Origin of the sequence: Kordiimonas pumila (genome assembly GCF_015240255.1) — a bacterium.
In the GTDB taxonomy this organism is placed as follows: domain Bacteria; phylum Pseudomonadota; class Alphaproteobacteria; order Sphingomonadales; family Kordiimonadaceae; genus Kordiimonas; species Kordiimonas pumila.
Genome location: NZ_CP061205.1, coordinates 2,898,061 through 2,921,974 on the forward strand (window position 1 = coordinate 2,898,061; position 23,914 = coordinate 2,921,974).

General features: G+C 45.4%; 14 protein-coding genes and 1 pseudogene. 8 read left to right on the forward strand and 7 right to left on the reverse strand.

Translation table 11 applies throughout. The annotated features are described in order from the left end of the window. Genes ICL80_RS12815 through ICL80_RS12825 form a run of 3 tightly spaced genes read right to left on the reverse strand, consistent with a single transcriptional unit; the run spans position 1 to position 3,538 of the window. Complete coding sequence (locus ICL80_RS12815; RefSeq protein ID WP_194212882.1) at positions 1-486, reverse strand: MarR family winged helix-turn-helix transcriptional regulator; 486 nt, start codon at positions 484-486, stop codon at positions 1-3. Continuing rightward, on the reverse strand, positions 483-1,250 hold the full coding sequence (locus tag ICL80_RS12820; protein ID WP_194212883.1) for an SDR family NAD(P)-dependent oxidoreductase: 768 nt from the start codon (positions 1,248-1,250) through the stop codon (positions 483-485). The genes ICL80_RS12815 and ICL80_RS12820 overlap by 4 nt, the downstream gene beginning before the upstream one ends. Continuing rightward, a complete protein-coding gene (locus ICL80_RS12825) occupies positions 1,250-3,538 on the reverse strand; it encodes a bifunctional salicylyl-CoA 5-hydroxylase/oxidoreductase (RefSeq protein WP_194212884.1) in 2,289 nt (762 codons plus the stop codon). The genes ICL80_RS12820 and ICL80_RS12825 overlap by 1 nt, the downstream gene beginning before the upstream one ends. Before the next feature lie 185 nt (positions 3,539-3,723). Here ICL80_RS12825 and ICL80_RS12830 point away from each other — a divergent pair, with 185 nt between their 5' ends. Continuing rightward, a complete protein-coding gene (locus tag ICL80_RS12830; RefSeq protein ID WP_194212885.1) occupies positions 3,724-4,542 on the forward strand; it encodes an alpha/beta hydrolase in 819 nt (272 codons plus the stop codon). 215 nt (positions 4,543-4,757) lie between these two features. Beyond that, positions 4,758-4,957: pseudogene (locus tag ICL80_RS12835) on the forward strand (IS3 family transposase); the annotation flags it as partial. 45 nt (positions 4,958-5,002) lie between these two features. Here ICL80_RS12835 and ICL80_RS12840 read toward each other — a convergent pair. Then, positions 5,003-6,631, reverse strand: coding sequence for a carboxylesterase/lipase family protein (locus tag ICL80_RS12840; protein ID WP_194212886.1), 1,629 nt, complete (start codon positions 6,629-6,631; stop codon positions 5,003-5,005). Positions 6,632-7,871: 1,240 nt separating this feature from the next. Here ICL80_RS12840 and ICL80_RS12845 point away from each other — a divergent pair. Beyond that, on the forward strand, positions 7,872-8,294 hold the full coding sequence (locus ICL80_RS12845; RefSeq protein WP_228073884.1) for a S26 family signal peptidase: 423 nt from the start codon (positions 7,872-7,874) through the stop codon (positions 8,292-8,294). Between the two features lie 183 nt (positions 8,295-8,477). Here the strand turns inward: ICL80_RS12845 and ICL80_RS12850 are convergent, their stop codons facing one another. Next, positions 8,478-9,671: a M20 aminoacylase family protein gene (locus tag ICL80_RS12850; protein WP_194212891.1), complete on the reverse strand. Its 1,194-nt coding sequence runs from the start codon at positions 9,669-9,671 to the stop codon at positions 8,478-8,480. Beyond that, a complete protein-coding gene (locus ICL80_RS12855) occupies positions 9,671-11,923 on the reverse strand; it encodes an MFS transporter (protein ID WP_194212892.1) in 2,253 nt (750 codons plus the stop codon). Before ICL80_RS12855 ends, ICL80_RS12850 begins: the two co-directional genes overlap by 1 nt. Positions 11,924-12,489: 566 nt before the next feature. Between ICL80_RS12855 and ICL80_RS12860 the strand changes: the two genes are divergently transcribed. Beyond that, complete coding sequence (locus ICL80_RS12860; protein WP_194212894.1) at positions 12,490-13,161, forward strand: ChuX/HutX family heme-like substrate-binding protein; 672 nt, start codon at positions 12,490-12,492, stop codon at positions 13,159-13,161. 355 nt (positions 13,162-13,516) lie between these two features. Here ICL80_RS12860 and ICL80_RS12865 read toward each other — a convergent pair whose 3' ends face one another. Next, entirely contained in the window at positions 13,517-15,583 is a 2,067-nt protein-coding gene (locus ICL80_RS12865) for a TonB-dependent receptor (protein ID WP_228073512.1), read from the reverse strand. Between the two features lie 689 nt (positions 15,584-16,272). Here ICL80_RS12865 and ICL80_RS12870 point away from each other — a divergent pair. From ICL80_RS12870 to ICL80_RS12885, 4 genes are all read left to right on the forward strand, one after another. Next, complete coding sequence (locus ICL80_RS12870) at positions 16,273-17,085, forward strand: IclR family transcriptional regulator (RefSeq protein ID WP_194212897.1); 813 nt, start codon at positions 16,273-16,275, stop codon at positions 17,083-17,085. A 173-nt stretch (positions 17,086-17,258) separates the two neighbouring features. Next, complete coding sequence (locus tag ICL80_RS12875) at positions 17,259-19,271, forward strand: amidohydrolase (RefSeq protein WP_194212899.1); 2,013 nt, start codon at positions 17,259-17,261, stop codon at positions 19,269-19,271. A gap of 274 nt (positions 19,272-19,545) precedes the next feature. Then, entirely contained in the window at positions 19,546-21,888 is a 2,343-nt protein-coding gene (locus ICL80_RS12880; RefSeq protein ID WP_194212901.1) for a penicillin acylase family protein, read from the forward strand. A 115-nt stretch (positions 21,889-22,003) separates the two neighbouring features. Next, complete coding sequence (locus ICL80_RS12885; RefSeq protein WP_194212903.1) at positions 22,004-23,713, forward strand: tannase/feruloyl esterase family alpha/beta hydrolase; 1,710 nt, start codon at positions 22,004-22,006, stop codon at positions 23,711-23,713. The last annotated feature ends 201 nt before the right edge of the window (positions 23,714-23,914 follow it).

A 23,914-nucleotide genomic window follows, 5' to 3' on the forward strand; every position in this document is an offset into this window, starting at 1 on the left:
TTACTCCCCCTTTTCATGCACGAGGCGGTCAAGCCTTGTAATGATGCCCGCTGCATCATCATAATTTACAGCGCTGAACAATTCGTTCACTTTTGCTTCGTGAGCGGCAGCTTGTTTTTCAAATCTTTTTTTACCAGCATTTGTAAGCTGCACACGGGTTGAACGGCGATCACCTTCAATAGCAGCCCTGATAACAAGTCCCTCTGTAACCAAGCGGTCTATAATCCCTGTGACATTACCGTTTGAGACCATTAAGGCCTGACTAAGCTCTGACATTTTAGCCCCCTTTTTCATTTTATAGAGAGCTGCCATCACATCAAAACGAGGTAAGGTTGTATCGTGTTCGGTGCGCAAAAATTCTCGAATTTCATTTTCAATGATTTTGTTAACCTGCAATAAGCGAAGCCACAGACGAAGCCGCTCCTTGGAGATGCTATGAACATCCTGATCACTTACATGCTGCACCACCAGATCGGTATTATTCATGTTACTTCCCCTCCTGAAATAGATATTGCCTGCCCTGTAATTGATTTTGCTGCATCACTGCATAACCACAGTGCTGTTGCAGCTACTTCTTCTGGCATAATAAAGCGCTTTTGTGGGTTAACACTGGCCAGAGTTTTGCGGGCTTTGTCTGGCGTATAGCCGGTTTGAGCTACAATATTTTCTATGGACCGCTCAAGAAGCGGTGTCTCGACAAAACCTGGGCATAGGGCATTTACTGTTATATTATGACCCGCCATTTCAGCGGCAAGGGCACGCGTAAGGCCAATGACCCCATGTTTGGCGGCACAGTAAGGCGCTACATAGGAATAGCCCTTAAGCCCTGCCGTCGATGCTATGGAAAGCATCCTGCCCCAACCTTGGTCCAGCATATCTTTAAGGCCTGCCTGCATGGTCAGAAAAGTGCCCGTCAAATTAACGGCCAGCATGGCATCCCAGTGCTGCCTATCTATTTTTGAAAAAGGTGCACTTTCCGCCGCGCCTGCATTAGCAATAACAATGCTAACAGGGCCGTTCACAGTCCTTGCCTGCTCAAACATATCTACAACAGATTCCTCTGATGTAATATCTGCAATAACAGGCGTAACCCTTTGTAATTTAGAGGATACGCCTTCCAAGACATTAGCTCTGCGCCCAGCAATAGTAACCTTTGCTCCGGCCAAAGACAGCACCTTAGCAAGCTCAGCACCCACGCCTGTACCACCTCCTGTTATCAGAACGTGTTTTCTCTCAACAGGTCCTTGCATCAAACACGCTCCGCATTGTTGGCCTCTGCCCGTTCAGCAAGCCTATACAATTGATCACGGCCCGCATGATACGGCGCTGGCCAACAAACGTCCTTCTCACCGAGCGCAGCAGCTGAATGCAAAGTCCAGTACGGATCGGCAAGATGAGGCCGTGCAAGACACACAAGGTCCGCACGACCTGCCATCAAAATAGAATTCACATGATCTGTTTCATAGATATTACCAACAGCCATCGTTTTGAGGCCGGTTTCGTTTCGTATCTGGTCAGAGAAAGGTGTCTGAAACATACGCCCATAAACAGGCTTTGCTTGCCTTGATGTCTGTCCTGCCGAAACATCAATAATGTCAACACCAGCCTCGCCCAGCATACGTGCAATAACGACTGCGTCATTTGGCGTAATGCCTGCTTCACCAACCCAGTCATGCGCCGAAATCCGAACAGATATAGGCTTATTTTCAGGCCAAACTGCGCGAACAGCATGATAAAGCTCAAGCGGGAACCTCAAGCGATTTTCTACGCTGCCGCCGTACTCATCATTTCGTTTATTTGTTAACGGGCTTAAGAAAGACGATAATAGATAACCGTGTGCATAATGCAATTCGAGCATATCAAAGCCCGCACGTTCTGCCATTTCAGCCGACTGAACAAAATCAGCAATAATTTTTTCCATATCAGCGCGCGTCATAACACGCGGTGTTTGGCTGCTTTCAGACCAAGGAATAGCGGACGCTGATATCAAGCCCCAATTATCTGACGTTAAGGGCTGGTCCATGCCCTCCCAGCCAAGCCGTGTTGAACCCTTACGCCCAGCATGGCCAATTTGCACGGCTACCTTTGCTTCCGTTTCGCTGTGGATAAAATCTGTAATACGCCGCCATGCGGCTTCATGCTCCGGTGCATAAAGCCCCGGGCAACCGGGTGTAATGCGCGCCTCTGCTGATGTGCAGGTCATTTCCGTATAAACAAGGCCTGCGCCGCCCTTTGCTCGCTCGCCGTAATGTACCAAATGCCAGTCTGTAGGGCAGCCATCATGCGCTTTATACTGCGCCATCGGCGATACAACAATCCGGTTTCTCAACTCCATGCCGCGCAATTTGAATGGTGCAAACATGGGGGCTTTTGCGGCTTTACCACCTCCTGAATTTTGCTGAAACCATGTCTCTGCACTTTCCAACCAGCTTTTATCCCTTAACCGCAGGTTTTCGTGGCTAATACGCTGTGAACGGGTGAGCAACGAATAATTAAACTGTACTGGATCAAGCCCCAGATATCGTTCAACATTTTCAAACCACTCAAGCGAATTACGAGCCGCAGATTGCAGTTTTAACACCTCTAACCGGCGCTCATCCTCGTACCGCACAAAAGCTTTCTCAAGTGTTGGCTCAGTGTGCACATACTCTGCCAGTGCAATAGCACTTTCCATAGCGAGTTTTGTACCGGACCCAATAGAGAAATGGGCAGTTGCAGCCGCATCCCCCATCAGCACAATATTGTCAGTAGACCATTTTTCGCATAGCACACGTGGGAAGCTAATCCATGCGGACCCTCTAATGTGGTTTGCGTTACTCATAAGACTATGACCACCTAAGTGGTTTGCAAAAATACGCTCACATATCTTGATGGACTCTTGCTGACTTAATGAACTAAAGCCATATGCATCCCACGTTTTCTGGCTGCATTCTACAATGAATGTCGCGGTCTCATTATCAAACTGGTAGGCATGCGCCCACACCCAGCCATGCTCTGTTTTTTCAAAAATAAATGTAAAGGCATCATCAAATTTTTGCTTTGTGCCTAACCAGACAAATTTGCATTGCCGTACATCAATATCAGGCTTAAAAATACCAGCATGCTCAGTTCGCACTCTCGAGTTTAGCCCGTCTGCCGCAACGATCAGGTCGTAGCCTTTCAAAGCTGTTGTAGAAGCGATGTCAGTTTGATACTCGATCTGCACCCCTAAAGATGTAGCCCTATCCTGCAATATGTTTAGCAGTTTCATACGGCCAATACCGCAAAACCCATGCCCTGTAGATACGGTGCGCACACCACCGTGTACAACAGCTATATCATCCCAATAAGCAAAGTTTTGCTCTATCTCAAACGAGCTTATACTATCGTTTCGAGCAAAGTTTACGAGTGTTTCTGCTGAAAACACCACACCCCAACCAAAAGTATCGTCTGGTCGGTTGCGTTCAAAAACGACGATCTCATGTTCCGGGTTCCGCAGCTTCATACTAATCGCGAAATAAAGCCCCGCAGGACCGCCCCCTAAACAAGCAATACGCATAACCACCCTCACATCCAAATATCAATGATTCTGTTAAACACCAGTATGAGGACGTTTCATTATATTTCAAGCTTAAAATATTTATGTTTAAAATATAATGAATTTATCATATGCTCATTATAGTTTAGCCTTCACGGGCATGAGGTGCTTAAAACACTGAAATTAAGACAAGCGGAGTAATTTATATGCAAAACACTATTGACTGGGACGATGCTTACTCTAATGCAGCTTATATCCCTGATGCGTATAAAATAGCAGCCGCCTGGCCTATTGATGCTGCCGCATTCCGGAATCATTATTCAAACGCGTTGCTTGATGTGCCTTACGGCAATAGCCCTCGTCAAAAGTATGACTTGTTTATGCCAGAAAAAAAACCAATTGGCCTTGCCATATTCATACACGGTGGCTATTGGCTCGAATTCGATAAATCATCCTGGTCGCAGTTTGCTGAAGGCGCGCTACAAAAAAACTGGGCAATTATGCTGCCGTCTTATGACTTATGCCCCCATGTTCATATAAGCGACATTACTAAGCAAATAGGCCTTGCCATTACCTCGGCAGCTCTTCGTGTGAAGGGGCCTATTCATATCAGCGGGCATTCAGCAGGTGGGCACCTGGCGTTTCGCATGGGCTGCATGAATACACCGCTCACCACATCGGTTTCTACACGCGTTCAAAAAATTGTGGGCATTAGCGGCCTTTATGACCTGAACCCTTTGTGCAAAACAGCCATGAATAATGACCTGCGCATTACCCCTGAGGAAGCCACACAAGAAAGCCCCATATTCCAGCAGCCAATAAAACATATTGATTTTACATGCGCCGTTGGCAGTATCGAACGTCCTGAATTTATTAGGCAAAGCAAAGATATGACAAAGATGTGGTCAAAAGCCGGTACAAATATCCTGTACCACGAAGAAGCGGACAAGCATCATTTTAATGTTATAGACAGCCTGAAACACGCCGAAAGCGCTTTAGCAAAAACACTCTATACTGAACGATAAACTTCACAACAAAACTGATACCATCAAAATAGTGGTGGCATATATCAAAAATTGTATGTGTTTATTGACTTACTGGAAATACAGGACCTAGTTTACTGGAGCTTTTTTATACGCCTGAGATGCCCCTAGGTTTGTAGGCACCTTGCTTGGTAAAAAATGAAGCAAGGAGTTTATGTATGTCATCAAGTGTTGGTTATACGAAAGAGTTCAAGCGTGATGCGGTCACGGAGAGCTTCTTCCAACTCCTCAAGCGGGAACGGGTCAGGCGACGGACCTACAAAGACCGTGAGGCCCGTCAGGGCGTCTTTGACTATATCGAGTTTTCTATAACCCAAAATGCAAGCATGGTAACAACGTGATGCTGTCACCCCTCGAGGTCAAACGGCTGCAAAACTGGAAAGCCCAGAGTGTCTAAGAAACTAGCGAGTATTCACTCTCAGTTAATGCATCAGATGATGCATTAACAATACTGCTTATAAAGGTTTGCAAGTTCCTGATTGCCACGGCCATAAATATTTCCCAGTTCGCGCGAAATAATACAGCGGGTATCACCCCTATTAAGTCTGGGATCATCTTTAATGCCACTCACAACATCATCAACCGTTTTCATACTATGCTCTGCCCTTATGCCCCCACCCTGTTCTGTATCTAGAACCTGAGTAAGAATGGTATCTCCTGAGGCAACATTTGGCCACAGAGGGAGGGTCTGACTGCGGCCTTTTTCTGGAGATCCCGTATAAGCAAACTGGGTCCAATATGACATCATAGCCTCAGATAGCTTTAATCGACTCTCCTCCGTAGCAGGCTTGAAAGAAATTTCAGAAAGCCGCCCTAAGAACCCATCGAAAACACCAAATACGAAGGGGATTTCCATCGTGTGTGCCGCCCCAAGCAAATAACTAAAATCTGACAGATAATGAGTACCCTCTTCATCCCAATCAAACCTATATGTATAAGCATGGTGCACACTTTGTTCTCTTAAGCTAAAGGCAACCTCGTCCACACCTAAAGCCCGCCACGCATCATCTGCATGGTCTGATATAGCATCATAGAATATTGTATCCTTGGCCTTTGGGAATAATCCAAACTGTTTATCTGTCATCTTAGGATTAAAAGCGAAAAAATACTTGGATTCATCTTTGTTTGAACCAAAAAGGAAAGGTATATCTCTTTCCTTAACAGCCTGAACCAGCGCATCAGCCGCGTTACGCAAAGGAATAGCAACACCATCCGCAATCATTGTTGGCGCCTGAATAGCATGGCTCTCAGCAGCGTAAGCACTATAAAGCTGCTCAGGCGTTAGCTGGCGCATTTCTTCAGGTGTTGGCTGTCTTCCATCAAATAGCTCAGACATAATTTGAAGCGAACCATTCTTAACATAGGAGCCGCCTGACTGAGCTACTTCAATAGACACACTTCGTGGAGCACCACTTTGAGCTATTGCTTTTTCGAAAAGGCCAACAGCTAGTGGAGATGTAATAAGCCCCTCAACATTTGCAGCCCCAGCACTTTCACCAAAAATTGTAATATTTTGAGTATCGCCCCCAAAGCCAGCAATATTATTCTTAACCCACTTAAGGGCTGCAATTTGGTCGAGGATTGCAAAGCTTGCAGCCTTGTCCTCAACATTTTTTGCATCACCCCGTATACTAGGGTGAGCAAACCAGCCAAGGGGGCCTAGCCGGTACTGTACAATAACAACAACCACACCATACTTTTGTGCCAGTACAGAACCATCATACTCTTCAGCGCGCCCCCACACATTACTCCCACCGTGTATCCAGAACATGACCGGTACAGGTTTTTCCGTGCCCACACTGCTTGGCGCATAAATATTGAGATACAAACAATCTTCACTACCAACAATATTTCCAGTTTCAATACCATAAAGCTTATCAAGAGCTCCTGTCATCTGTATACACCAAGACGGCTGCTCTAATGCCAAGCGTTCATGCGCCCAACTTTCAGACTGACGGGGGGCCCGCCACCTTAAATCCCCAACCGGAGCAGCAGCATAGGGTATGCCCAACCACACCTTGGCACCATTTTCATTGACAAAGCCTACCACTTCGCCCTGCTCAACCCTCACAAGGGTTTCATGTGAAGGTTGTGTCGGAAACTTTCCTACGTCGTCATCCGTGCAAGCGGCAACTAACAGTATACAAGGAATAACCCACAAACACTTTATGGTATCAATAAACTGAATACATATAAGACGCTTCATAAAAGCCAACCCTAAGCAGCAGTAAAAATCTTAAATAATTTAAACATCAGAAGCTACAATACAGATTTTGAAATTAACTATATCTACAACTCACGCCTAAAAAACTATAAACATCTCTACCCCATACCCCCCATATTTTATACTTCTCTTTATTAAACTGTTTAATCAACAAATAACAGTTACCCCATCCGCTGGCGGAAATAGCTCTGTTCTAAGATTTGAAGTTTCACGAGAGCTATCAATACACCCTATAAGGCGAAAATTAAATCCTGTAGCCTGCGCTTCCTCTCCCTCTTTAAGTCGATAACGCACCTCAACAGCTAAGCTTAAAAGAAAAAAATTCTGTTTTAATTAAAAATTTAACAGCCTTATTATATAATAAAGCTGTACAAATTAAATGGTATTGAAATAACCAAAATGAATTTGGGGAGCAACCATGAACCGCCGTTCTATCCTTTGTGCTACTCTAGCTGCCTTTATAACAGCTTAAATAACCAGCCCCTACTTCGGAAACAGCCTGTACGGTCACAGCCGCGCCCTCCCCCGCAACTACGCCCCGCATGGTGGCCAAGAGGCATACGCGGACGCGATGCAAAAAGGCGGAGGCTGTACCATTTAAAATGTAAATACTGGGAGGTGGAGGCCGACTATAGAATTCGGCAATTTCAAGCCAGAATAAGTTGACTCTATGCTTAATATCCGCAACCTGTTAACAGTGATCACTCGGGGGCATAAACTGTGAATACAGCACTTCAGGCAATTCTTGACACTTTTCGTTCTGCCGCAGTATCTGAACGAGAAAAAGGCACGTACTTTGAAGAGCTAATCATCACCTAGCTACGGTAATACCCCCAATATGGCGCTCGGCGGCGTGAGGCCAAAACAGAAATTAGCCATGGGCATGCCCATGGCTGCTTAACACAGTTCTACCTCTGAAACCCTCTATAAAGTAAGCGCCCGACGAACTCCACCTGTTCAGCTCGATTGGCTCTGGTGGCAGTGTGCTGCTCTGTTAGAGTGTTTGCGTGTCATCTTCGTTCCTTCGTCGCTCAGAGGAACCCGAAAACACTCTCTTATGCAACACCCCTAATATGTCCAACTAGATCTGACGGGGTACACCAACGAATGTTTACCAGACCGTTATGAAGATAGAGGATGGTCAACTTCTCCTATTATTATGCATGGCGATACCATTGAAGTCATTCAATCAGGATGTTTAAAATCGAAAGCTGGTGATTTTGTAATATTTACAAAAGCTGGAAGTGATGACCTTATACTAAAAAAGCAGATTTCCTCTGTAGGAGATGTGTTATCAATAATAAATTCTACACTATTTATAAATGACCACATAGTATTAGGCCTTGATGGCCGTCCAGTTCACTTAGTCAGAAAAGAAGAGCAATTATTAAATTTATATGCGCTTAAGCCTCTATCCGGTATTCTTGTTTTAGGTGCTCAAAATAGTATGGATAGTAGGTCTATTGGCCCTATCTCTCAGGAAATAATTAAAGGTGTAGTTGTGGAATGAGATGTTTCTGCAAACGGCGGACACCGTGCACTATATCCAGTGTTTCCAATACTTTTCAAGGGACTGGTACAGCCCGGAAGTGACCGCGTTTCCGCTTTTTGAGGCATTCAAATATGATGAGAGAGGCATCAAAATCGATACGGTTTGGCGTTAACTCCAACACCTCAGATGTATCCGCTTCAGTTAATCGCTTGGTAAAAGCTTTTCCGCCAGCTTGACCCAGTATAACGCGCCTAAAGGGATCAGTTCGTCGTTAAAATCATAGTTTGGATTATGCACCATGCAGGAATGTGGCCCTTCGCTACCATTACCCGCCCAAACATAACACCCCGGTGATTTTTGCAACATAAAGGCAAAGTCTTCCCCCGCCATTAAAGGCTCAGGTTCTTTATCAACTTTATCGGCGCCAAATACATCAATAAGCACATCTGTACAGATCGCAGTTTCATCCACACTATTCAATGTTGGTGGGTAGCCGACCCGATATTCAACCTTAGCTGTAGCACCGTAAGCTTTTGCAATATTCACAGCCAATGTTTCAAGCCGTTGCTGGATAAGTGCTTGATCATCTATGTTAAAATACCTCACTGTACCAGCAAGTGTCGCTGTTTCTGGGATGACATTGTATGTTTCTCCCGCCGCAATCCTCGTCACACTCACAACAGCAGAGTGCATCGGATTCATGTTTCTTGAAACAATTGTATTAATAGCGCCTACCAAGTCTGTTGCTATCACAATGGGGTCAATAAACTTGTCCGGCATGGCTGCATGGCCGCCTTTTGCCTTTATCGTTATATCAAACCGATCATAACCCGCCATCATAGCGCCCGGCCTAACCGCAAATGACCCAAGAGGAATACCCGGAATATTATGCATGCCAAAAACAGCTTTCACAGGGAATTTATCAAACAGACCCTCTTCCACCATCACCTTGCCGCCGCCTTCATTTTCTTCAGCGGGCTGAAAAATAAAATACACCGTCCCGGAAAAGTTTTTACTTTTTGCTAAATACTCAGCGGCAGCCAATAACATTGTCGTATGGCCGTCATGGCCACAGCCATGCATTCGACCCTGGTGAACTGACTTGTGGTCAAAGCTGTTCATTTCATCAAGATGCAAAGCATCCATATCTGCGCGCAGACCGATGGCATCATCGCCGTCACCCGCTTTTAAAATGCCAACAACACCAGTTGTCGCAAACCCGCGGTGCACTTCAATACCCCATGATTGAAGTTGTTCAGCGATAAGATCTGCCGTTTTAAATTCTTCAAATGCCGTCTCTGGGTGCCGGTGTATATCGTGCCGTATCTGCGTAAATTTCTTATGGGTTTCCTGCAAAGAGATCCACGCTGTATCTGTCTGTTTTTCAATATGCATTATACTTTCCCTATATCTTTATTACGCTCGAAACAAATGAAGAACCCATGACATAAATCAGCAGGTAAAATGACCTTATCTATTTTTGTTTGTGTTTTTATCTTTTGGCTTTTCAAAAAAACCTTTGTCTGCTCAAGGTTCTCGACCGAAATATGAACCCCTGCAATATACGCATTTTTCACCGAATAACCTATATCAGCTATAACGGTATCCCCGTATTCCTCGCAAAACGCTTTTTTTGAGAAAACCTTTAAAGGCATTTCACTCGGGCCGCAGACAAAACAACCACTGTTAACTTTAGCAATTTCGCCGCCCCACAGTTCCTGAAGCTCCATAGCTGTTGTTTCAGGTTCATCGGAGATAGCGATTGTCTCTGTCCACGAAATCGCGCCATTCCTGTGGGTGCGCCACTGTGTGTTCAAGTAAAAATCCAGCGTGCGTATTTCTGACGTAGAAACATACAGGGGCGGCTCAAGATCCGGCATAATACAGTTACTAAAACCAACCGAATACATCTCTCCATCAGGGCCATCTTGGTCAAAGTCCATCTTGAGCAAATAAGGTGCAAAACCACCTTGAGGATTTTCCTTATGCAATTTTTCAAAATGATTATACGTATTCTGGGCATCATCTGTACGCATAATCAAGGAGTGGGCACCCTCTTTTCCTATCAAGCTACCCTTAAGCCATTTTTGCAAAAACGATGGGATCTCGCCTTGTGCACCGCCCAATTGCATAAATTCTATATAGTTTGCCAAGTTCTTCTGTTTTGGCGTCAGTAAAATGCGGGAATTGACAACACCTATACCCTCAAGAGGTGTAACCGGGCCTACTGTAAAGCCTAATGCTTTAAATGTTTCAGCCGTTAAATTTATGTCTTTTACACCACACATAAGATGGTCAAATTCACGGATTGCCCTTGGCTGCAACACATCACTGCTTTTTTCTTTTCCAAGCCGCCAAATAGCCACAGCACAAATAAGCGACGGCACAGTGAGCATCAGGAATACTTGTGTTGGAGGTAAACCAAGGCTCATAACAACACTGCCTGCTAGGGGGCCTACAATCGCTCCGATTCGGCCTGCTGACAGGCTGGCACCAACGCCTGCGCTCCTAATATTTGAGGGGTAAAAGTTAGCCGCTAGCGCATTCAATACTAGCTGTGGCCCCAAAATACCGACCCCTGCGAAAAACACCAAAACCAGAAGCACTGAAGCAGGCAAGCCTGACATGCTCATGACCGCTGTAATACATGCGGCAAATATATAGACACAAAGCAAAACAATATACGGGGAAGAACGATCAGCAACACGGCCCAAAAACAAACTGGCAACGATGCCCCCTGCACTAAACAATGACATCGCAATGATTGCTTTTTCGAGATTAAAGCCTGCCTCTGTCAAAATCGTGGGTAACCAGCTTATCATCAGATATAACATCAGCAGGTTAAGCGCAAAGAGCAGCCATAAAATGAGAGACCCTGCCAACCGGCCTTCAGAAAAAATATCTTTAAAACGTACGTGCCGTGCCTGACCAACAGCCACCTCAAATATTTCCTCTTCACGCGGTGTATAGGTGTTGTCTACACATGCGAGAAGTTTTGATGCTTCTTTTACCTTTGATGGTTTTGCCGCCAAAAACTTTATTGATTCTGGTAAAAAATAAAATAAAAGCACTGTCAGTAAAATTGGTAATACACCGCCTAAAATAAAGGAAGACCGCCAACCAAACTCACTAATCAGCGGGGCTGCGACTATACCCCCAAGAACAGACCCCAACGGAAAGCCACAAGCCATTATTGTAACACTGAGCGCACGGTACCGCTTCGGAGAATATTCTGACACAAGCGCAATAGCACCAGGCATTGTGCCACCAATTCCAAGCCCCGTTAAAAAACGTAAAACCACCAGTTGGTCAATAGATGTGACATAGGCACTTAAGAGAGTGAACAAACCCACAAAACCAAAACAGGTTATTGTCAGAATTCTTCTTCCATAGCGGTCCGCTGCAGGCCCCAAAAACAGCGCGCCCAGCATAAGGCCAAATAGGCTAGATGAAAATGCCAGCCCCAGGGAAGCACGCGATACAGACCATTCTGCCGCGATACCGGGGGCAGCAAACCCAATTACCTGTGTGTCGTAACCCTCTAGTAACGCTATGCAAACACACAGAAAAACCACTTTTACCTGAAAGAAACCAAACGGCCTATCATCAATATATTTTTCAATATTTATGGGCGAAGAATTTGTCATATTCATCCTATTATTCAACTTGTATTTTATGCGTACTCCAAGAACTCATTACGTACGCACCTTGATAGACACCGTAAAAGAACCGCATCCCGCTTAACTGGTCCCAGTGATAGGAAAGCCCTGACGGGGCATGTCAGGGCTTTCCACCTGATATCCGTATGGGAGGAAACAGGCTTCAGTCACTAGTATGTAAAACTCAGGCGTAAGCCAAATCTCTTGAGGCGACTGGTTATCTGATAACCGCACAGATAATGCATCACACCCCAAGCATAAGCATGATCACCACGCACCGACAAAAAACCAACCGGCCTATCGTCAATACATTTCTCAATATTTATGGTCGAAGAGTTTGTCATAATCATCCTGATACTAAAATCCATTGCACTCAAAACATAATAATATCATATACAAAATTATTGTATATTGTGCAATATTTTGTCATATAGATAAAATTAATATTTCGCAAGAGTGATTATCACACTGTTCAAAACGAGATGGAGGAGCACGCCCCCATTTCAGAATTCAAGTGCGTTTAGCACTCAAATTTTCAAAGATAAGGAAAGCTCATGAGACTATTTTTTGGAACAATGAACACTGCAGCCAGCATCATGCTTTCAGCAGTGGTTATACAGGGCAGTGCTTTTGCCCATGATCATGGGAACGATGCGTTAAAACTCTGCCCCACGACAGCCCAAAAAACCCGAATAATGCAAGAGGTTACAGACTACCCTGGCGATCCAATTACCATTGTAGCGCGTGACCTGAAGGTCCCTGAATTCACCGCAGTAAGCAGCTTACCAGCCAAAATGGCGGTAGGCGCATGGATTAATGGCGAGCAGGCGCAAGAGCTTTGGAAGTCAATCGATGCATGGGGAAAAGATACAATGGTACGTCTTCTTTTCACTCCCTCAAGCCAACATGCATTTATTGTGCACGATAAAGTGCCCGTAACACAGCCAAACCCCGAAGAAGGGTATCTGGATGTTTATGCTGATGAGGGCAATGGTATCCATTCTCATATCCAGCTCAACACTATTGCCTCTATATATGCAAGTGACCTACCGACAGACGACCCTAAATATCGCACACGGGGCATCAATTTTTATGATCAACAGGGTCATAGCGTTATTGGCGTTTATGCCTCAATTAAAACATATGAGCCCGACCCTGCGGCCATTGCCGGGTTTGAGCGCACTAAAGCTGAAATTGCCAAATTATCAAATGACGTTTGCCCGTAATCTGGCAACCACTTAAATCTCATCAGACGTAGCTGGCTGAATCATCCATCTGAAGCCAGTTGCGCCTTGTGAGCACCCACACCCCACAACAGCTCTCCGCGCGTATCAAAGACAAACCCCAAGCCAGCAGCCTGCCCGCTGGGTGCCACCAGCGCTCCAGTGCCTCAAACTGAGAGGTCCTTTGAAACTATATTAATGCTGTCTGCATAGAGCGCTAAAGCGCTCATAAACTGGATAGAAGGTAGGGTGCATGATGATGAAAATGATAGCCAGCGCTAACACCTTTAATACATAGGAAAAAGCTGCGGGCATCTCAACCCGCAGCCATGGTTTATATAAGCAAGGTAGGTTTCGGTTAAAACTTGCCTTTAAATCCTATTCCAAAGGTACGAGGATCAAGTGGTGCCGCCACAATGCCGCCTGCTGCCCGATCGCTTTCTAGCGAAGTTGGGGAACGGTCATCAAATATATTGTTGGCATAAACATACACTTCAAACACTTCATCCAGCACATAGCTCAGGTTGGCATTAGCAACAGTGTAACTGCTAACCTCGTAGTCTGGCAGGTTTTCTTCATCAGAGTAATAACCATCAGAGTGCCGTACCTTGGCTGTTAACGTCATCTTTGAGGTCAGGTCCCAGTCAAAACCAATATTGAAGTTATATTTGGGGGCGCGAAGGAAATCATTGCCCACATACACAGCACCGCCCGGAGTGGTAAACTCGCTAATTTTTGTTTCCATCAAACCCGCAGCCGCTTTTATGCTGAAGGTATCTGAAACCAGCCATTTCATCTCAAGTTCAAGACCATAAGCTTCAGCACTGTCAGCATTAACCGCAACTGCGCCATATGGTATAGTGCCAATGAAGTCAGGTATTTGACGCTGAGAATCTGTATAGTCAGTATAGAAGATGTTACCGTTTATAGATAAACGATTATCCAACATACGGCCCCGGAAGAAGAGCTCATAGTTCCATGCGGTTTCTTGATCAAAATAGACGAAGTTGGCACCAGCGAAACTTAGGTTAACCCCACCTGGATTATAGCCTTTATTAACCAGAACACCGAATGTTAATTCATCTGACACATCGTAGGCGATAGACGCTTTTGGAAGCCAGACATTAAAATCTTCGTCGTAATCTAGAGGAACAGTTGCAAATGATGCAGTTCCTGTACGCTCAACACTGTCGCTTTGATAACGAAGGCCACCTGTAAATGTTAGGCGGTCACTAAGGCCATAACTAACTTCTGTGAACACACCCAAGTGCTTCTTTTCATCTTCAAATGCTGAGGTGCCCCTGAGGGACAGAGTGTCATCAGAATCTGTTTTTTCCACAAACACACCAACAAAACCACTTAGGTCTGAACTATCACTATTATAGTTCAGGCGTGTTTCATTTGAAAGATTAGTCTGATTTACCACAGCTGAACCATTTGTAGCAGGCTCAGCAGTGCGAACAATGTGCTGATCAGAATATCTGGACTGGTTAACCAGCGTTAAGCTCTCGCTAATGGCATACTCGATATCCAAAATGCCTGTATCGGTATTTTGCTTCCAGCTCGGGAGAGCGGGCGACATGCTATTCAAATCTTCATATGGAGCACCTGCCATTTCCCACGTAGGCCGGTTGCCAGATGTGTGAGAATAGGTCAATTTTGCACTGAACCCTTCAATAGCACTTGGTGTCCACAATAATTTAGTGCGCGCACTAAAAGATCTAAATTCATGGTCCGTATCACCCTGAACAAAAGCCGGGTTAATATAATCAATGAATGTATCACGTTGCCAATAATCGATCGCAACGCGCGCTGCCAGTTCATCCGCAACGAGGGGGCCGGAAACAGCAAAAGCTCCCCGAATTTTATCGTAGCTCGCCAATTCCGCCAGATAGGATGCTTCAGGCTCAAAAGTTGGATCATTGGTGTTCACAATGATCGCACCAGCAATAGAGTTAGCCCCTTGCGACGTTGTTTGCGGACCACGAAACACTTCAATAGATTTCAGGTCCCACACTGATGTTCCGCCCAGAGAGTATTCGTAAAAATTCTGATAGTGACCATCAATATTGATAGAAGCACGAGGCACTGTACCGCCAAAGAAAGCCGCGCCACCAAAGTTAGGCCCTTGGGTGTCTTGCCCGCGAATTGTAGGCGTACTCACTGATCCTGCATATACAATATTAGCAAGGTCTGCGATTGACTCAGCAACCGAAGAGCTTCCATTGTCTGTTGCTGTCAAAACCGTAACGGAACTAGCTGTATCCTTGAGCGATCTGGAAACTTTTTCACCAGTAACAATTATTTCCTCTAGCTCGAAACCAACTCCATCAGATGTTTCTTGCGCAGAAGCAGAAACAGCCATGCACATTACGGCCATACTTACAATTGATGTACGACCATATAAAGTTTTTCTGTATTTCATTTTATTCCTCCCTTAACCAATCAATGCTATTTTCTACGAATGATTATGCCCTATTTATATGCAATTAAGCTGTTCCGAATCTTTTGTTAAATCATCCTTTTAATGGTCTTCGGCTTTATTTGATCGCGATGCCAAGAAGATGATATTGACCGGTTACATCTCACCTTTGATTTTCATGAGCACTTCTCTGTGCCTGAGCGAACATCAAGAACGGCAAACACCTATATTCAGCTCCAGATTCATTACCCTAATACATATTGACGCTATGAATTATGCATCACTATTCTCAAAGTTTAGATTTGCTATTATGTAATTTATTTCACATAAGTCAATATATTAATATTCACTAATATAGAAATTATTGTATAAAATTAATCACCGGTATAAAAGACTGGGCTCAGGCACACCCGCACCTCAGACCCACATTTCTACAAACCCTATTCCTTGATAAAATAAGCGCTCAAACAGTATTTAAAGATGGTCCTCATCCAGTCAAACAGCGCCGACTAAGAAGCCTTAAGTATTTGGTCGCTTATGCGCCGTAACAACATGCAACTTACCTGTTGCACCTTTGGTAACTCACACAAGCAGGCAGACATATTGCTTTTGCAACCAAATACCTTATAGTGCCCATCCCGTTAGATTATTTCCAATTAGCCAATTTAATTTATATTTAAAGATGAAAACCTATGAGCAGACGCGGCAAACCCTCACACTTGAACCCTGAAGAAAAACGCGGCATTCAGTCCATTGATGTTGGCATCGGTGTGTTAAATGCTGTAGCCTCTTTTCTAAGGCCTGCCTCCCTTAAGGAGTTAAGTGATGTTGCCGGAATGCCAGCCAGCAAGGTACACAGATACCTAACAAGCTTTATCCGCACTGGTCTGATTGCCCAAGATCCCATTAGTGGCAGATATGACCTTGGCCCACAAGCCCTACAGCTTGGCCTTTCCGCAATAGCAAGGCTGGACATAGTGGACATAGCAACACGTCACATGGCTGAACTCACTGCTGAATATGACATCATGTCACTTTTGAACATATGGGGCGATCAAGGCCCAACTGTTATTCGTATTAAAAGAAGTACCGAGAATATATTCTCCTCAATTGCCTTAGGCGCGGTTTTGCCGCCACTGAGATCTGCTACCGGGCTAGCATTTCTGGCACACCTGCCTGAAGAGATGACTAAGATCCAAATCGATAAAGGCCTGAAGGAAGCCAAAAAGCTGGAAAACACAGGACCAAAAACAAAGCGCGAACTGGCTGACATTTTAAATAAAGTGCGCACACAGGGTTATTCTACTGGTTTCAGCCTTTCCGGCACAGCAAACCCCAGCATGAGCGCTATCGCAGTCCCATTACTTGATATACAGGGGGAAGCTTCAGCCGTCATATGCCTTATGAGCGGCCTTACCGACCTAACCGACATGAATAACGGTATTGCGCACAAGCTAATTGAGGTCTGTAAAGAAGCGTCTCTCGTCACAAAAAGCAATGAATGATCGAATATATATTACCAAATATAACATATATTGTAAAATAGTAAAAAATACTTGTGTCCAGATACTCATCAGGTTTATTTATAAAACCTGATGAGAGCCTGCTCGCCTGAGGTGCATCCTTATGGCTTGCGATATCATGATAATGCCCAAAATCAGGCCGCAAGGAATACAGAATGAAAAAATACAATACATTATATATAGTTACCTGCATCTTGGCATTATGCTTAAACGGGTGTTCAGCACAGCAAGAACCTCCCCTCGTTGCAGACCTTATTCTAACTAATGGATATATTTACACAGCAAACGAAGCGCACACTGTTACAGAAGCAATTGCTATAAAAGGCAACAGCATCATAGCCACAGGAACATCCGAAGACATAGCGCAGCATAAAGGACCCAACACCCTTGTTCGTGATCTAGAGGGTAAAATGGTAATGCCCGGACTGCACGACATGCACATTCACGCGCTTGGTTCTGTGCGGCCAGACATGTGTGATCTGGATGCATCTGTCTATTCACTGGCTGAGTTAGTACCAGTCATTCAGGAATGTATTCGCACCTATAATATACCTGACGGCGAATGGGTCCCGGTCCTGCAATGGAACCCCTTTGAAGGAAACCAGCCCAGTACCCAATATCCAACAATTCGAGCTGCCCTGGATGCCGCATCTAGCACACACCCAATTATCATGTGGGGTAATGATGGTCACCACGGGGCTGTAAACTCACTCGCATTGCAAAGCCCTGCCATACCCATTAATGCTGAAACCCTTAAAACTACATACGCTGCCCACAAAAGCCTTATTGCAGTTGATGATAGAGGCGAACCCACAGGTGGCATGATGGAAGGGGCCCGCAACATCGTTCGGGCTGATATGGACAATGATATGCTCGGTGTTAGTTCACCCTCTTCCAGCTTAATGCCTAGGGTGGCAGCAAAAATGGCAGAAACTGGTATTACATCCATACAGGATGCTGCAGTGACCGAGGCCATCCTTGACCATTACCTGTGGCTTGCAGAAAATGGCGGGCTTACATTTCGGTTAAGAACAGCCCTTGTGGCACACCCGGATAGCAAAAACCCGGATAGCGACACAGCTGCAAAGACCGCGATTGATGAGCTGAAAAAACTTCGCCACAAAGCAGACGGCGCAAAGTATATTGACACCTCTGCCATGAAAATTTTCGCCGACGGCGTGCTTGAAGGAAACCCCCGCGCCGACCCGCCTTCATTGCCTAATGCCGCAATGATTGACGGCTATGAACAGCCCCTTTTTAACCTTGACCCAGAAACAGGTGAGACAGACGTCATTGGATATGTCGACTTTCAAAGCCCACATTGCCAAGAGGTTCAAAGGAACCCTGATGTATTTAATACACTAAATGCCATTACCAACTTTAAACAAAAGCATGGGTATGCGCCGTCACGTTGCATCAAACAGTATGGCCATTTGGCACAACCAGAAACGGTTATTAAAGCTCTGGTACGTGAAGCAACAGAGGCCGGTTACCATGTGCATATTCACGCCATTGCAGATCGTGCTGTAAAAGTCTCTGCCGATGCTTTTGAAGCTGTAGCAGAGCAGGCAAAGAGCAAAGGGCTAACTCAAAGCATTGCACACCTGCAAATAGGGAAAAAAGAAGACGTCGAGCGCTTGTCTAAATTAGGCACCTTTGTGGCTTTCACTTATGTCTGGGCCAGCCCACTACCAGATTATGAAATGACGGTCATACCATTTATAGATAAGGTTTCTGGTAGAAATGACCTATATAACCCTGCCCATTCCTATATAAAAGAGGCATATCCCTTTAAAAGCGTGTTAGAAGCTGGTGGTATTCCGGTTTTTGGAAGTGACGCACCAGTAGGTAGCCGCGATCCTATGCCGTTTGTCAGCATGGCCACCGCTGTAACTAGGGAAGCGGGCGGAATTGTCTTAAACGCTACAGAGCGACTGAACATCCATCAGGCGATCGCTTCTTATACGCGTAGTAGTGCCAAAATGATGGCACATGCAGACACTCTTGGAACTTTAGACGCAGGCATGCAAGCTGACCTGATTATACTTGACCGCAATATAGTACAGCTAGCTGAAAAGGGGCAGCCTGAAGCCATTGCCGGTACAAAAGTGCTTACTACTATATTTGATGGCCACATTATATATGATGCCAATTCGGTAGATCAGTAAGCTAGACTAGACCAAGCCAAGCTAATATAAGACCGTATCAACTACAGACCTGCAAGGCCACGTTAACCACGGCCTTGCAGGTCGTTGTTTTTTTAATGCCATACTCAGGCTAATCTTAAAAATCTATACAAAAAAGGGCCGATAACCGCTCGGCCGTATAATAGCCTGAATGGCTAATTTACCTTGACAGCTTATTTCTTCATAATATACAAATTATTCACCAATGGTAAAATATTTACACATAATAAAATAATTGATTAGCAAGGAGGCAGTAATGGTTTCTCTAAGAAAAATAGCCATAAGTGCGTTAGTATCTTCCTCTTTAGTCGGGTGTGCCAATAGCGCCCCCACTGAAACGGGTGGCCGCTCAGTTGAAATAAAATGGACCGAATACGACAATCCTCATATTACAGCAGATAATTATGAAGACCTAGGTTTTGGTTATGGTTATGTGCTAGGGAAAGATCGGCTATGTGAAAATTCTGGCCGCGCACTGGCCCTCAGGGGTGAACGATCTCGTGTTTACGGACCAGACGGCTTCGCCACTGTTGGTTTTTTAAGGACCACAAACCTCAATTCAGACTTAATCTACAGCATGCGATTACCTGAAGACCAGGTGCTGTCAGAACTTGAAAACCTGCAACCAAAAACAAAAGATCTCATTCGCGGCGTAACCCGGGGGTTGAATTATTATGTAGAGACTCTCTCTGAGGCTGAAAAAGAAGGCATATGCGGAGAAGAGCCTCTGGTTGAATTCAAGGAAACAGATATCGTTCGATCTGCAATGGCGTTTGGTGTCATGAAGGAACTAGTGGATATCGCTTCATCCTTTATAACATCTGCTTCCGCATGGAAAACAACCAAAACTTCAGAAGTTTTTCACCCCAATCACTCTGCGCCAGTTGTTGTAGAGAGCGGCTTTGGCAGTAATGGTTGGGCTTATGGTGGCAATGTTGTTGGCAGCGATGGTGCCATGATGTTTGCAAATCCACACTCAGCTTGGGAGCGCCGCCCGCATCAGCAGCGGATATACATGCATCAAGTTCATCTTACCATACCGGGTGAAATTGATTTTGCAGGGTCCTCTTTTCTTGGTGTTCCGGCCCCAATGACAGGCTTTAACAAAGATGTTGCCTGGACGATTTTGGATGCAGCTACCGTAACACCATATGTCTTGCAATTGATGGATGTGGAAGAGTCTGATGACAACCCAACATACCTGATGGACGGCACAAGAAAACCGCTTGAGATCCGAACAGTATCAAGAGAGGTTCTTGAGAAAAACGGCAAAGTCGTTACAAAATCTTTTGATTTTGCTTTTTCCGAACTGGGTATGGCTTATAAATTACCAAACGGGCCGGGAAGACCGGCTGGTTGGTATGCCATAACGAATGCCAATGAAGGAAACGCAAGTGGTATTGACCAGTTTCTTGAAGCAGCCCGCGCTAAAAATGCCGACGAATTTGTTGATGCTGTCGCGGATAATCGTGGAATTCTTTCGCAGTTACTTTTTGCGGATAGGTACGGAGATGCAGGGTATGTAGTAGCAGGCAATGTGCCCGCCATTACCAACGAAAAGATTGAAGAGTGCCATGTAGGGGGTAGTTCCGCAGCCTACAAAATACTGGATGGTACACAGTCCAAATGTACATTCCGCGATAGTGACGGCAAAGCACTTGCCGCACCCCGGTCTTTTTATCCCGACATAATCACACGGGGCATTATCCAAAATACTAATAACAGTTACAAATATACCGAATACGGAAAGGCTCAGGAGGCTCATTCCATTCTTTTTGGGCGCCATTTGAACAAACTTAGCCCGGGGGATAAAAAAGCAGCTGGTCTTCGCTATGACCCAAGGCTAATTATGTCGTCAATCCGTATGAAAGAAATCAGTGCAGACGGCGTTGTTACCCCAGAAGAAGCTCTGGATGTTATTTTTGATAACCGGAACTTTGCAGCCGAAACTTTCCTCGATGAAATACTGGCTCTTTGCGCAAATTCTACGGAAGAAGATGTTGCAACAGCCTGTGATGTACTGAGTAAGTGGGACAGAAAAAACAACTCAGACAGCAAAGGCGCGCTTCTGCACTACGTGTTCTGGACCAAAGCTGTTCAGATCAACTCTATCCTGTCCACCAGTGTTTCAGGTGACCCTTATGCAGGTTCGCAGATTCATATTAACGAGACAACAGCACCGCAATTAGTGGCAGCATTAGCTACCTCTGTACGTGAACTTAGAGACTTGGGCTTTAGTGCCGATGAACCTTGGGGCAATGCCTTGTATGCGACAGGAAACGGCGAACGCATCCCTTTGCATGGCGGGTCATATCAAGAAGGTTTGCTGAACGGCGAAATGCCAGCCCCTTTAACCAAAGATGGGTTCCCTTTCATTCTGTTCGGCACAGTGTACCTGGAGCGGGTGCAATGGGAAAATGGCGAGGTCATTGCAGATGTACTTCTGAGTCATGGCCAGTCTGAAAATAAAGATTCAGAGGGTCGCACAGCACAGCTGAAGCTATTCTCTGAAAAGAAACTATACAGATTACCCTTTACAGAGCAGCAACTTGCCGATGCTGAGATTGTAAAATCAGTAACCCTTAACCCCGGAAAATAAGCTATTCGCCGCTGAAGGAAGTAAAAGCATATGTACGTTTGGATAATTTCGAAAATTGCTGACATTTTTCATTCAGTCCAAATGCTTTTACCATAAAATTATATAGGAGAATGTAGTGCGAAAACATCTATTCGTGTTGATGTCCGCCCTTGGGATGGTATCAACTTCAATGGCTCAAGCTACCGAGCCTACTGCAACAACTTCGGCCGTTGAGCCTAAATATACAAACAAATGCATGGCGCTTAACAAGTTCTCTCTTACAGAAGTTGCTGACGTGCCCGGCCGCGTTGTTTGGGCTTCTGTTGCTATAGAACAGGAAACGCCAGAAGATAGCCGCTTATACTATAAGAAACGTGGTCAGGTCCAAGGCGCACCAACGCCGATGCTTAAAGTGTTTCCTGAGCATTGTTCGGTTGAGGGCTATATGACCCCGAATATTAAATTCATGATGCATATGCCGCCACCAGAAAAATGGAATGGTCGGTTTCTGTTAGCCGCCTGTGAAGGATGGTGCGGTCAGCTGAACGAAGAAGCATTGATGCCCGGCCTTGCCCGTGGGTATGCAGTGGTAACCAATGATGGCGGCCATTATGGGGCGGTCGGTTTCGACGGTGTCTGGGCATATAATAATGTTGAGGCCCGGATTGATTTTGCCTACCGCGCTAACCATGTTGTTGCCCAAGCTGGTAAAGCACTGGTCAAAGAATTTTACGGTAAGCCGCCAAAACACTCTTATATTGCAGGCTTCTCTAAGGGTGGAACGGCTGGGCTCGTTTCAGCTATGCGCTACCCAAAAGATTTTGACGGCATTTTCGCCAAAGCGCCGGTTCCATACTATCAGTTAACGAACACGGCACATTTGCCATGGCTGGCGCGCGCAGCATATCCAGACGGTGAGAATGCTGTAATGGATTCGTCAAAACTGCCGAAAGTGCATGATGCTGTAACCAAAGCCTGCGACAAAATTGATGGCTTGCAAGATGGGATTATTGACGATCCACGCAAATGCGACTGGGATCCTGTCGAACTTCTGTGTGAAGGGCCAGAAACGGATATGTGCCTGACCCAGCCACAGGTTGAATCGCTGCGCAAAATGTATGCCCCCTCGATAGGCGAAAAAGGCAACGTAATATTCCCATGGGGAACTGATCGCGGCTCAGAGCCTGATTGGCCTGAAGCGCTTTATCCCAATTCGCCAGCGCTTGCTTATACTCTGGATGCGTCACGGACGGGCCTTAAATATATGGTCTACCGCGAAGCAAGGGGTTCCGACTTCAACTGGTTGGATTTTGACTATGAAAAAAGCAAGGATGATTTCGCAGACATGGCCGAAATCTACGACGCTAGCAATCCAGACTATAGCGAATTCAAGAAAAACGGCGGCAAGATTATAATCGTGCATGGCTGGGGCGATGCCCTTATTTCGCCAGCTGCCTCTATTGATTGGCTGGAGAATATTGAGCAAAAGATGGGTGGCAGAAAAGAAGTCGCTGATTTCATACAACTCTATACTGTCCCCGGTTTGGTGCACGGTAGTGGTGGAACTGGTCCATACGAATTTGATGCCCTCACTGAACTCGAAAAGTGGGTTGAGAAAAACGAACGGCCAACAAAGATTATCGTCAAGGACGAGACTGAAGAGCGGCGTGATCTTCGCACCCAATGGGGGGAAAAACTCCTCTGGCCCACAGATATTGTGATGTTCGACGAATCACAAGGCACGCCTTACCGTGAACGCCCGATATACCCGTATCCCTTGATTTCCAAATATAAGGGCAAGGGTGACCCCAATGTCGCGTCGAGTTACGAGCCCAAAAAGCCATAGGTTCGAAATAATTTAGCACGCCCATCTCAGCAACACGCCGCAAGCTTTTAGGCAGCGGTGTAGAGCTGGGGTGGGCGTGCCTGATACAGCCAGACCTGTTAAGAAACCTCGTAAGTTTCTGTATAATGTGTGTGTCATCAGATAAATATGGGTTTTTAGGGTCTCAGAATTAAGAGAGTATCTGGGTCCATTTGTTAATAC